Source organism: Aquirufa sp. HETE-40SA (assembly GCF_054558635.1).
Map to the genome: position 1 here is coordinate 1040126 of NZ_JBPXKN010000001.1, position 13344 is coordinate 1053469.

6 protein-coding genes are annotated in these 13344 nt (G+C 42.4%); 4 read left to right on the forward strand and 2 right to left on the reverse strand.

The genetic code is table 11. The features are described from left to right. The first annotated feature begins 34 nt into the window (after window positions 1-34). From uvrA to ACRZ9O_RS04640, 3 genes are all read left to right on the forward strand, one after another. Complete coding sequence (gene uvrA / locus ACRZ9O_RS04630) at window positions 35-2863, forward strand: excinuclease ABC subunit UvrA (RefSeq protein WP_459456815.1); 2829 nt, start codon at window positions 35-37, stop codon at window positions 2861-2863. An 8-nt stretch (window positions 2864-2871) separates the two neighbouring features. Then, on the forward strand, window positions 2872-4332 hold the full coding sequence (locus ACRZ9O_RS04635) for an NADH-quinone oxidoreductase subunit N (protein ID WP_459456817.1): 1461 nt from the start codon (window positions 2872-2874) through the stop codon (window positions 4330-4332). Window positions 4333-4417: 85 nt separating this feature from the next. Then, window positions 4418-6334 (forward strand): amidophosphoribosyltransferase, encoded by a 1917-nt coding sequence (locus ACRZ9O_RS04640; RefSeq protein ID WP_459456819.1) that lies wholly within the window; start codon window positions 4418-4420, stop codon window positions 6332-6334. Here the strand turns inward: ACRZ9O_RS04640 and ACRZ9O_RS04645 are convergent. Next, a complete protein-coding gene (locus ACRZ9O_RS04645) occupies window positions 6331-9183 on the reverse strand; it encodes a T9SS type B sorting domain-containing protein (protein WP_459456821.1) in 2853 nt (950 codons plus the stop codon). The two genes, ACRZ9O_RS04640 and ACRZ9O_RS04645, sit on opposite strands and share 4 nt — an antisense overlap. An 84-nt stretch (window positions 9184-9267) precedes the next feature. Between ACRZ9O_RS04645 and ACRZ9O_RS04650 the strand changes: the two genes are divergently transcribed. Next, entirely contained in the window at window positions 9268-10320 is a 1053-nt protein-coding gene (locus ACRZ9O_RS04650; RefSeq protein WP_459456823.1) for a PorP/SprF family type IX secretion system membrane protein, read from the forward strand. 317 nt (window positions 10321-10637) lie between these two features. Here ACRZ9O_RS04650 and infB read toward each other — a convergent pair whose 3' ends face one another. Continuing rightward, window positions 10638-13328, reverse strand: a complete 2691-nt coding sequence (infB, locus tag ACRZ9O_RS04655) for a translation initiation factor IF-2 (protein ID WP_459456825.1) — start codon at window positions 13326-13328, stop codon at window positions 10638-10640. Window positions 13329-13344: the final 16 nt, after the last annotated feature.

Genomic DNA, 13344 nt, shown 5'->3' on the forward strand with positions numbered 1-13344 from the left:
ATTGATTACCAAAATTAAAGGATATTTTTGTAAAATGAACACCCCACAGTCTAAGCATAACATCGAAAATTGTGATCCGAAAACGCATATCATCATTAAAGGTGCGCGCGTACACAATTTGAAGGGAGTAGATGTGGCAATTCCGCGAAACCAATTAGTTGTTATTACAGGTTTGTCGGGATCAGGTAAGTCCTCTTTAGCTTTTGACACTTTATTTGCGGAGGGCCAAAGAATGTATGTAGAAAGCCTTAACAGCTACGCCCGTCAGTTCTTAGGCCGAATGGAAAAGCCAGCCGTTGACTACATCAAAGGTGTTTCGCCAGCCATCGCGATCGAACAAAAGGTGAATACAAAGAACCCGCGTTCGACTGTAGGTACCACCACAGAGATTTACGATTATTTAAAATTACTTTTTGCCCGCATCGGCCGCACCATTTCCCCCGTCTCCGGACAGGAGGTGCGCAAAGATTCGGTATCCCAGATAGTGGATTTTATTGCTAAAAACGATGGCAAGAAAGTCCTTATACTAGCCCCGTTAGTACATAATATAGAGCGTAGTCTCGAAAACGAATGTCAATTACTCATTCAGAAAGGCTACTCTAGGTTAAAATTCCAAGAGGAAATTATTGCTTTAGAGGAATTAATAGAAGACCCAGCGCAACTACAAAAGCTGGCGAAGAAACCTTCCGAAATAGCGATTTTGATCGACCGTTTAGTCTCTAAAAAAGACGACGAAGAGACTCAATTCCGTGTGGGAGATTCCGTTCAGACAGCCTATTTCGAAGGAGAAGGTGTTTGCTGGATTGAAATAGAAGGTCGAAAGAGAGATGTATTTTCGAATAAATTCGAATTGGATGGGATGGTTTTTGAGGAACCTAGCTTAAACCTATTCTCCTTCAATAATCCCTACGGTGCTTGCAAAAATTGTGAGGGCTATGGCAAAGTACTGGGTTTAGATCCAGATTTAGTTTTCCCAGATCACGATCTTTCCATTTATGAGGGTGCGATCGCACCTTGGCGCAGTGAGCGTATGAGCGAGTGGCTAAGCCCCTTGTTGCGCAATGGAATACAATTTGACTTCCCTATTCACCGTCCCTATAAAGATTTAACTTCAGCAGAAAAGAAGTTATTGTGGACCGGAAATAAATATTTTGCGGGGCTGACTAATTTCTTCGATCACTTAGAGAAAGAGACGTATAAAATCCAATACCGCGTGATGTTATCGCGTTACCGCGGCAAAACGAATTGCCCAGAATGCCAGGGTTCACGCTTGCGGATGGATGCTAGCTATGTAAAAATAGCGGGGACCTCGCTTGTCGATTTGGTGCTTTGGCCTTTGTCTAAAACGAAGGCTTTCTTTGAAAACCTGCAGCTGAACGAACATGACCAAAAGGTATCGAAACGCATTTTAATCGAGATCAATAACCGCCTCGAGTACATGGATCGCGTAGGTTTAGGGTATTTAACCTTAAACCGTCTTAGTTCTACCCTTTCTGGTGGTGAATTTCAACGGATTAAATTAGCGACTTCCCTAGGCAGCGCTTTGGTAGGTTCGATGTATATTTTAGATGAACCGAGCATCGGTTTGCACCCTCGAGATACTGAACGCTTAATCTCGGTATTAGAGATGTTAAAAAACATGGGGAACACGGTCATCGTGGTAGAGCATGAGGAGGAAGTGATGCGGGCTGCGGACCAAATCATCGACATCGGACCAGAAGCTGGCCGTCATGGTGGAAACTTGATCTTTCAGGGGAATTTAAAAGAGGCTTTGGCAGATAAAAAAACCGATAGTCACACCTTGCGCTTTTTAACTGGAGAAGACCGAATCGAAGTACCTTATTTCAGACGCAAAGCATTAGCTCAGATCGAAATAACAGGAGCCTCCGAAAATAATTTAAAGAATGTAGACGTCGCGATTCCTTTAGGCATCATGACGGTAGTTACAGGTGTCAGCGGCTCTGGGAAATCGACCTTAATACGTAAAATTTTGTATCCAGCGATGCTTCGTTTATTGCAACAAGGCACCGAAGAGACGGGGCGATTCCGCGAAATTAAGGGAAGTACAAACAAAATTGCGAGCATCGAAATGGTCGACCAGCAGCCAATTGGAAAATCATCTCGTTCGAATCCCGTGACCTATATTAAGGCATACGATGCTATCAGAGCCTTGTATTCCGAATTACCAGTCGCTAAAACCCGCGGCTACAAACCTGCACATTTCTCCTTCAACGTAGAAGGCGGACGCTGCGAGGTTTGCCAAGGCGAGGGGGAAATCACCATCGAAATGCAATTCATGGCAGACATCAAACTGCCATGCGAATCTTGTGGAGGATCCCGCTTTAAGCAGGAAATTTTGGACGTCAAATTCCAAGATAAAAATATATCGGAAATTTTAGACTTAACCGTTGAAGAGGCGGTGGAGTTCTTCCGCGAGAAACAACTGCGGATTGCCGATAAGATTGACCCGCTGTTCCAAGTGGGCTTAGGCTATATTAAACTAGGGCAATCGTCGAACTCCCTATCTGGTGGGGAAGCGCAGCGCGTGAAATTGGCCAGCTTTTTAGGTAAAGGGAACCCCAACAAGGGCAAGACCTTATTTATTTTCGACGAACCCACCACAGGACTTCACTTCCACGACATCAAAAAGCTGTTAAAGGCGATGAATGACCTCGTGGAACAAGGGGATTCTGTCGTGATTATCGAGCATAACATGGAAGTCATTAAATGTGCGGATCACATCATTGATTTAGGGCCGGAAGGAGGCGAAAACGGGGGCTATATTACATTCCAAGGCACTCCCGAAGAGATGAAAGGCCTGAAAAACAACCCAACCGCTCACTATTTGAGCCAAAAACTGTAATTTTATCCATGTCTTCGTTCTCAAACATCACTCAGCTCGCGGAAAGAATCCAGTCCATCACGGCCGGATTACACCTGGCGATTCCTGAATTGATCATAGCTGGAACGATTCTTTTTAGCTTATTCATTGAGTTATTTTTACACGGTAAAACGGAGAAATTTAGTACTTCATGGCGTTATTTCACCTGCCAAATTCCCCTTCTATTAGCCTTATCTCTCAGTTTTCAACGCACTGAATTAGGATTAACGGGATCATTTGCAGCAGGTTTATTTGAGGCAAATTTAGGTTCAGATGCCATCAATACCCTTATTTTAGGGATTGGATTTCTACTCATTTTGATGAACCAAATTCATAAAAAATCCCTCACCTTTGAAGAATTGACCGGATTTCTATCCATTTTACTCGGTGCTTTGTTAAGCAGCATGAGCTCGAATGCGCTAAGCCTATTCTTATCCATCGAATTTATGTCGATGGGTACCTATGTGTTAGTCAGCCTTCGAAAAGAGTCCTCTCGGGCCAGTTTGCCTTATGTTTTATTCGGCTTAGGTTCCTCAGCCTTGTTCATTTATGGCATTTCATTGCTATATGGATTAACGGGCACACTGGATTTCACGAGCGTGGATTTCTCTCGGGGAATTTCCGTAGCCGATCCCTATTTACGCGGATTCGCTCTAGGGCTTTTTGCGGTGGGATTGTTGTTCAAAATGTCATGGGCACCCTTTCATCCCTGGAATCCGGATGTGATGGAGAATTTACCGGCCTCCTGGATGACTTGGATTTCGACCGCGCCTAAGTTAGCCATTGCTTTCGTGGGGATACGTCTGCTACCCACTTTGCCAGTTTCATTTGTAAATGAATTAGCGGTATTGGCGATTCTGACATTGTTAGTAGGAAATCTAGGGGCTTTAGGCCAAAACAAAACCAAGCGTCTGCTCGCCTATTCCAGCATCGCGCACGGCGGTTTCCTTGCGATGGCTTGGTTCTTCCAACCCATTCAGGCGCTTGATGCGATTCTTTTCTATGGGTTCTTGTATAGCATTGCCAGCTTATTGGTTTTCTATCTGATCGACGAAATGGCCGCGGACGAAGTGACTGATTTTGCGGGTTTAGGTACTTCGAAGCCATTGCCCGCGTTTTTCTTACTTACTGGACTAATCGCTTTAGTAGGGCTTCCCCCAGCCGGAACCTTTATTGCGAAAATAACCTACTTCAGTTTATTATGGTCCAATTATGAGGTGACGACCTCCATCGGCCTACTCGTTTTACTGATTGTTGCGATTTTAGTGACGGCGATTTCACTCTTTTATTATTTAAAGATTCCATTCCAGCTCTATTTCAAAAAAGCTAGTGAAAAAACGACTCTTTGGGCTGATTTATCCTCAATCGAAATCTACTCTTACGGAATTTTAACAGCGATTTTGATCGCATCTATCTTGTTTCCATCGGTCTTAACGAACCTTTGGAAATAGTCGATAAAAAATTAAAAAAATCAGCTTGTTGGTCATTTATTTTGGCTAATTTTGGACTTGATTTTTAAAATAGCCCCACGTTTCCATGTCTGATTCTATTAAGCACGAATGCGGAATTGCCCTCATCCGCCTACGAAAGCCTTTTCAGCACTACTTAGACAAATACAAAACACCTACTTACGGACTGAGCAAACTTTATCTGATGATGGAGAAGCAAGTCAACAGAGGACAAGATGGAGCCGGGGTGGCAAACATCAAAATCAACGTAAAACCAGGGCACCGTTACATTTCCAGATACCGTTCAGTAGAGCCGCAAGCAGTGGCAGATATTTTTGGAAAAATCAACAAGAAATTCGCTAAAGCACAAAAACTAGCTAAACAAGTCTCCAAAGAAACAGGCATAGATGCCGTTCACGACGCAGCGTGGTGGCAAGAAAATGTGGCTTTTACCGGCGAAGTACTTTTAGGCCACTTACGCTATGGAACGCACGGCCAAAACGAGATCGAAAACTGCCATCCCATGTTGCGTCAAAACAACTGGAGAAGCCGTAACCTCGTAATGGCAGGTAATTTCAATATGACCAATGTAGACGATTTGTTCGATAAATTAGTTTCGCTAGGTCAGCACCCGAAAGAAAAAGTGGACACGGTTACCGTGATGGAAAAAATCGGCCACTTTTTAGATGAAGAGAATCAACGCCAATTTGGCAAGTATAAAGACCAATACGAGAACCCAGAATTATCCGATATCATCGCCCAAGAAATTGACTTGAAACGAGTTTTAGAGCGTTCATGCAAGGATTTTGACGGAGGATATGCGATGGTCGGAATGACTGGTTATGGTGCCTCTTTCGTGGCGCGTGACCCTGCCGGAATTCGTCCAGCCTATTATTATGTGGATGAAGAAGTGGCGGTAGTGGCTTCTGAAAAACAGGCCATCAAGACTTCTTTTAACTGCGCCTACGATCAAATAAAAGAAATCACACCGGGCCATGCCTTAATTATTGATATTCAAGGCGAAGTCAAAGAGGTTCCATTTATCGACCGCCTAGAACAAAAATCATGCTCTTTCGAGCGCATCTATTTCTCTCGCGGATCCGATCCAGATATCTACCACGAGCGCAAGAAATTAGGGCAGTTATTGATCCCTCAGATTTTAGCCGAGGTGCATCATGACCTGAAAAATACCGTATTCTCCTACATTCCTAACACCGCAGAAACGGCGTTCCTTGGAATGATTGATGGCCTAGAAGACCATTTGGCCAAAGAAAGAAAAAAAGCCATCATGGATGGCATCCTGTTCGAAGAAGAATTAGAAGAGCTATTAACCTTCCGTCCACGCGTCGAAAAACTCATCTCTAAAGACGTGAAAGTGCGTACGTTTATCACCTCGGATGATCAGCGTGATGACATGGTCGCACACGTATATGACACGACCTACGAGGTAATCAATAAAGAGGTAGATTCAGTGGTCATCATTGATGACTCCATCGTTCGCGGAACAACATTAGAAAAAAGTATCCTGAAATTATTGGATAAATTATCCCCTAAGAAAATAGTTATCGTTTCCTCCGCTCCTCAAATTCGCTACCCAGATTGCTACGGTATCGATATGTCGAAAATGAAGGAATTTGTTGCCTTCCGTGCGGCATTAGCCTTATTGCAAGAACGCGGATTAGAGAACATATTAGATGAGGTGAATTTACGATGCTTAAATGCGCTAGAAATTGGGACTGCCGAGCAAGAAAACTTTGTAAAAGCCATATATGCCCCTTTCACAGATGAAGAAATCTCAGACAAAATTGCGGAGATCGTTCGTCCTAAAGGTTTAAAAGCTGAACTTTCGATTGTATACCAAACAGTAGCGAACTTAAATGTCGCTTGTCCTGACCACTTAGGTGATTGGTATTTCACTGGTAACTTCCCTACACCTGGTGGTAATCAAGTGGTGAATAAGGCCTTCGTCAACTTCATGAAAGGTATCGAAGTTAGAGCCTATTAATAGGCTATAACCACCGTTCCCCTTAATTCCATCACTCCTAATTCTGGAATATCGATAGAAGTATACTTTAATCGATAGGCATAGGTGTTTTGTGGAACTTTAATCCCGTTGATTTTCCCATCCCAACCCAGCCAAGAGGAGTCTATTGCGCTAGTGGAGTAAATCATCTCACCCCAGCGGTTAAAGATTTCAAACGATTCAATTACCGTTCGAGGTTTTACTACGGTAGCAGTCCCAGAAGATACAGCTTCAAAATTGCCAACGGGTCTAAAATAATCATTATTACCATCGTCATTCGGAGTGAAAGCAGAAGGAACTTGCATGATAGGTGCACATTTATCTTTGACAATAAAGCTAACATTTAATACACAATCATCTCGATCAATTATAGTACATACATAGGTACCAGACTTTGAAACTTGCACCTTATCCTGGTTCGCAGCACTTGGAATTCCAGCCCAATCAATCGATTTTAAACTGGAGGCAGGCACAGGTAATTTCAATTCAACAAAAGTGACATTTTCCTTAAACGCCGCGGCATTTACATTATCATCACAAATAAATAAATCTTTAGGAGTGTCAAACAGGCTATTAGTTAAAAAATTAACTTTCGTTGATTTAGTCAAACTGCACCCACTTGCTGGATCCGTAATGGTTAAATCAAATGCCCCTCCAGGTTTAGGGACCGAAATTTTATCGGTAGTCTCTTTTGTGTTCCAAAAGTAGGTTAACCCTGAAATGGCTGGCAAGGTATCTGCTTTAATTTCTGTCAAATTCTTGCAAATCACACTAAATTCTGGTGCTAAATAAAATGGCTTTAGTAAATCTATCTCGAATTTCTGTGCGTCTAATAGAGAATCAGTTACACACTTATTAGAAACTTTGGCAGTAACCACATAGGTTCCATTATCCTTAAATGCATAATTAACACTATCGCCAGTAAAAGTAAACAATTGAGTAGTTGCTGGATTTAGCGGCACAATAGTACCGTTTGCATTTCTTACAGGATTTAAAGTTGTCTTGTAAATATTCCAAATCACTTTCGTGTTCTCAATTGGATCACATAGTTTTCCCGTCAATTTATAGGAATAATTCAAACCAAAGCAGGATTGCTGAATCGAAATTCCTTTTCCATCCGTCGACGTAATCGAATAGGATGCGGGTAAACCAAGTTTACTTTTAGACCCCGCTGGAAGTGCCGCTCCGCTCAAAGTAAAACTGGCTCCAGATGGAGTCCCTACTACCCCGTCAATCGCTGTGATCTTACCTAAAGAAGTTTGGTCCAAAATCGCCACATAAAGATCAGTACCATTCACCGGATCCGGCTGAATAGCTCCTATTTTTTTTACTATTTTTGAACCCGGAACTGTTTTTCTTGTCGCCTCATAGGTTGTAGAATCAGTGGCTGAAATATCCAATTGTACAATCGAGGACGTATCCGCTACTCCTACTCCTTTCAAAGAGGCATAGATCAGCTTACTGTTCTTGGAAAAATCAAGTCCATACACCTGCTGTTTGGTGGATGAACCCAGCGAAATGGACACCTTATGTTTTACTTTTCCCGAAAGTGAATCCACTGAATATAATTCAATTTTGTTCACGGTAACCCCTGCCATTGCTACCGCTAACCACTGCTTATTAGGACTCACTTTCATGGTGGAGGGGTTAGAAAGACTAGCTGCAGTAAATCCTGTGGGTGATTTACTCTCAATAGGAGCAGATATTCCTGTACTCGAAACTTTAAATGAACGAATATTGCCACTTCCCAGGTCTTGAGTAAATAATAGAGAGGCATTTTCTGCCAATGGCATTGAAACCATTCTAGTCGATGTATTCGTTGTCGAAAGCATTGAGCCTTCCACGCTCATCCCTCCTTTACCCCCATTCAATTTAAAATCTATGGTCGATTGAAAGATTTGCCTCTCTTTCAAACTATTTTGCTTCGTATAAATTACATAATATTCTGATTGGCATCCTTTGCATGTCGGTTTGGGAATGATCACCAAGCCTTGCGAATTAGCTTCTGCTGCTAAATTTTTACCTGGGATAAGGTCATTGAATTTCGCATCATACACCTTTTTCCCATCAGAGAACAGCAGTATATTATTTTTTATATCATTGATTTTAGCGATGGCTTCAGCTGTAATAGGCATCGGATTACCCGCTTTAGGAGAGGGTGTCCCCGCTTGACCAAAATTGAGACCGGCCTTTTCACCAAAATACCAGGTATTGTCAGGCGGAGATGCTGGAGGAGGAATTTCCCCGCAAACTATAACCTCCAAATTACCCTCTGAACTACACCCAGAGTTAGCATCCGTCACTTTGACCGAATAACAACCCGACTTGTTTACCGAAATAAAATCAGTCGTCTCGCCTTTCGGATACCATAAATATGAGTAAGAGGCTAACGGATTTTTAACTCGTAAAGTGATTATTTCATCTTTACAAATCGTGGTATCCACCTTCGTGCTATCTTGACCCAAGACAATCGGTGCTACAAAACCAATCTTAAATTTATACTTTGAATAAATAACACTTCCATTCAGGTATAGGTCAACTGCGTAATCCCCTTTTTCACAAAATTTGAACCTACCTGATCGCTTATCTGTACTGCCAAGAACTGTTGAATAACTATTATCAGAACCCGCCTTTCGAAACACCCAATTAAATTTGACACTGGTTGGCGACGCAAGCGGCTTGGTATATTCAAAAACGGTAGAATCCACCGAAGTCGAATCACTGCAATAGGCACATTTAGTAATACAAGTATTTCGAATGACAATATCTTGTGCTGTTAAACTCCAAGAGCAGAAAAGCAATAAAAAGGTGATAAAGGTTTTTCTGTTCATTATTTTAAATTGCCAAAAATTGTTTTTCATACGACTTGAACGTAAATTGCCTGCTCATGAGTTACCTTGAAAGGTATTCAAAAAATGAGACTACTGCATATTTTCACTCTAGCTGTTTTCATTCCATTTATGGGGTATTCGCAAGATCCCCAGGTAACTCAGAACTATGCATTACCGTTAAACATGAATCCAGCCTTCGCCGGAATTTCTAACAATGTGAACGTTAATTTAATGCACCGCAATCAATGGCCTAATTTAACGAGCAATTACCAATTTTCCGCTATGTCCGTTGATATTGGTATACAAAAATACAAAAGTGGACTCGGCTTATTAATCACTTCTGATTCTCAGTTTTCAGCCTTAACGACAAGTAGCTTTGCGTTGCAATATGCCTATCATATCTCATTAACAGAGAATTATTCTTTATCCATGGGAATGCAAGGAGCCTACGTTAACAGAAGCTTATCTCCAGAAAACTTGGTTTTCGGGGATCAATTAACCGGATATTTAGGATCTGGGGGAATTGATGCCTCATCGAACGATATTATCCCCAAAACACCCAATTTCACCAACCCCTCCTATGTTGATTTATCCGTAGGATCCATGTTATATTCTGGAAAACACTGGATTGGTGTCAGTGCACACCACCTAAACCAACCTAATCAATCTTTAGTTAACAATTCCATTTCACCTCTTGACATGAGATTAAGCGTACAAATGGGAACCAAAATAGCTTTAGGAAATTCAAGCTACGAAGGTAATGATCCAGAGAATGCCTTAAACTACGAGAAAAGTATTAGCCCCATCATTCAATTCAAAAAACAGGGAATGTTTAGTCAATTAGATGTGGGGACGTATTTAACTATCGCACCCTTAGTAATAGGCTTTTGGTATCGAAATTTTCCAATTGCTTTGCCTAGTACCGAAAAACTGGATACTCGGGAGTCCATGACGGGTTTAATTGGCTTTAGAAAGGATAAATTCGCCATCGGATATTCCTACGATTTCACCTTATCCAAACTAGCTCCTTCTGGAGGAGCCCATGAAATCACTTTATCTTATGTGTTTGGATTTAATTTATTCCCTAATAAATACGATAAAAGTCTCAGCAGAAGTTTAGCATGTCCTAAATTTTAACAACACCTAGTAAACAGCGCTAGTCCGCAGGGAAGAGGTTTAGATTAGAGAGAATAAAGTTGGTATCCCCTTCGGGGATGCATCCAGAAATGTTTTTTACTTATAGGACATTAAAAAAGGGGAGCAAATGCTCCCCTTTTTAAGTTATTTTTCAGCTAGACACTGAAATGCGATTTAAAATCGTAGAAAATGGTAAGCAAGCACCTGAAAAATTTATCCCAAAGGGATAACTAAATTATTCTCTGTGCTTTAATCTTTACTCTATACTCTCTTATCTCTACTCTATTAAAAAAACAAAGCCCCTTCCGGGGCTTTTGTTATTTTAATGTTCTCTTCACTTCCTTCATTTCATAACACTCTAACATATCTCCTACTTCTAAATCGTTGAAGTTTTTGACAGATAGACCGCACTCGTAACCGAATTTGACCTCCGCAACATCATCTTTAAAACGTTTCAAAGCTGAGATTTCTCCATCGTGTACCACGACGAAATCACGAATGACACGAATCTTGTTCGCACGTTTAACCGTACCATCTAATACGTAGCAACCAGCGACGGTACCGATTTTGGTAATCTTAAACACGTCACGGATTTCGATGTTCGATGTGATTACTTCTTCAAATGAAGGAGCTAATAGACCTTCCATCGCTGCCTTAATTTCGTCAATCGCTTGGTAGATGATCGAATAGTTACGGATTTCGATCTGTTCTGTTTCTGCTAAACGGCGAGCGTTTTGAGAAGGGCGAACTTGGAAAGCGATGATAACGGCATCTGAAGTAGACGCTAGAGCCACATCGGATTCGGAAACCTGCCCTACCCCTTTGTGAATAATACGAACCTGTACTTCTTCCGTTGATAACTTCATTAAGGAATCCGAAAGGGCCTCTACTGAACCATCCACGTCACCTTTCACAATCACGTTCAATTCACGGAAAGTTCCGATAGCCTTACGACGACCAATTTCCTCCAAGGTAATGTGCTTACGTGTACGCAAGGTTTGTTCACGAAGAATCTGCTCGCGCTTGTTAGCGATTTCACGCGCTTCACGCTCATTCTCTAGGCAAAGTAATTTATCACCCGCTTGCGGTGCACCATTCAGACCTAACACTTGAACTGGAGTAGATGGACCTGCTTTTTTGATTTTGTTACCATGGTGGTCAAACATCGCTTTTACACGACCGTAATTATCACCTGCTAACATCATGTCTCCTACGTTTAATGTACCCGCCTGAACTAACAAGGTAGTTACATAACCACGTCCTTTATCTAATTCAGCCTCGATTACTGAACCTACGGCTTTCTTGTTCGGATTAGCCGTTAATTCAAGCATCTCAGCTTCTAATAATACTTTTTCTAACAAGTCATCGATACCTAGACCAGACTTAGAAGAGATTTCTTGACATTGGTATTTACCACCCCAATCCTCTACTAACATATTCATGGTAGCTAATTCCTCACGTACTTTGTCCGCATTGGCACCGTCTTTATCGACTTTAGAGAACGCGAATACGATTGGCACACCAGCGACCATTGAGTGATTGATGGCTTCCTTCGTCTGAGGCATGACAGAGTCATCCGCAGCAATAACGATAATAACGATATCGGTTACTTTTGCACCACGAGCACGCATGGCAGTAAAGGCTTCGTGACCTGGTGTATCTAGGAAAGTAACTTTCTTGCCAGATTTAGTCTCTACAGAGTAGGCACCGATGTGCTGGGTAATACCACCCGCTTCACCTGCCGCTACTTTGGCACGACGAATATAATCTAGTAAGGAAGTTTTACCGTGATCGACGTGACCCATAATGGTAACGATAGGCGCACGAGGCAATAAATCTTCTGGAGAATCCTCTACTTCTACTTCAGCAACATCGATTTCCTCTTCGGCAGAAACGAAGCTTACTTCGAAACCAAACTCATCGGCGATCACTGTAATGGCTTCCGCGTCCAAACGTTGGTTAATCGAAACGAACATCCCCAAGCTCATACAAGCCGAGATTACCTCGTTCACGGATACATCCATTAAGGAAGCCAAATCCGATGCCGAAATAAATTCCGTCACCTTCAATACTTTTGCCTCCTCATCTTCTGCCATCATACGAGCCTCTTCTGCTTCTGCACGACCTTTACGCTTCTCCCGACGCTTATCAGCTCCGAAACTTTGCTTATTAGTCGCACCTTGCAAGCGAGCCATGGTGGCTTTGATTTGCTCTTGGATGTCTTTATCAGACAATTCTCCTTTCGGTGCTGGTTTAGCACCCGGAGCTGGTTTCTTATTGAAATCTTTCTTATCTCCAGGTTTGCCTCCTGTTCCAGGAACAGATGGGGCTGGTTTTTTCTCCTCTTTGATGATACGCTTGCGCTTGTGTTTCGCATTATTTCCGCGATCACCTGCCGCAGGCAATTCTATTTTACCTAGAACGGTTAATCCTTTCAGGGTTTCTCCACGTGCTTCGATTAACTCGATATCTTCCACCACCTCTTCCACTACTGGAGCTGGTTCAACTGGTTTAGGCGCAGATGCAGGCTTTTCAGCTACTGGCTCAGGCTTAGGAGCCGGTGCTGGAACAGGTTCAGGCGCTTTTTCTGATTTAGGGGCAACAGGATTACCCTTTTTATCCAATTCGATTTTTCCCAAAATCTTCAATCCCACTTGCTTTTCCTCAGCTGGAGCCTCGACTACTGGAGCTGGTGCTTCTGACGCTTTAGGAGCCTCCACAACTGGAGCTGGCTTCTCCACCACTGGCTCTGGAGCTGGCGCTGGTGTAGGTGCAACAGCTACCGGTTCTGGCGCTGGAGCTGGCTTAGGAGCCTCTACAGAGGATTCCAAAATATGGTTCGCACCATATTCCTTCGCTAACAAAGTCAACTGCTCAAAGTTCAGTTTGGCGTTGGGGTTATTGTCAATTTTGTGACCTTTCGCAGAGAGAAACTGTAGGATCGTAGACGTTCCCACGTTTATTTGCTTTGCTACAAGGCTCAACCGCATTGTTTTTTCTTCTGCCATAAAAATTACAAAAAAC

What these genes read in the sequence shown, in the direction of transcription:
- ACRZ9O_RS04650 (WP_459456823.1), top strand. Translation starts at nt 9,268, where the DNA reads ATGAGACTACTGCATATTTTCACTCTAGCTGTTTTCATTCCATTTATG.
- ACRZ9O_RS04640 (WP_459456819.1), top strand. Translation starts at nt 4,418, where the DNA reads ATGTCTGATTCTATTAAGCACGAATGCGGAATTGCCCTCATCCGCCTA.
- ACRZ9O_RS04645 (WP_459456821.1), bottom strand. Translation starts at nt 9,183, where the DNA reads ATGAACAGAAAAACCTTTATCACCTTTTTATTGCTTTTCTGCTCTTGG.
- ACRZ9O_RS04635 (WP_459456817.1), top strand. Translation starts at nt 2,872, where the DNA reads ATGTCTTCGTTCTCAAACATCACTCAGCTCGCGGAAAGAATCCAGTCC.
- uvrA (WP_459456815.1), top strand. Translation starts at nt 35, where the DNA reads ATGAACACCCCACAGTCTAAGCATAACATCGAAAATTGTGATCCGAAA.
- infB (WP_459456825.1), bottom strand. Translation starts at nt 13,328, where the DNA reads ATGGCAGAAGAAAAAACAATGCGGTTGAGCCTTGTAGCAAAGCAAATA.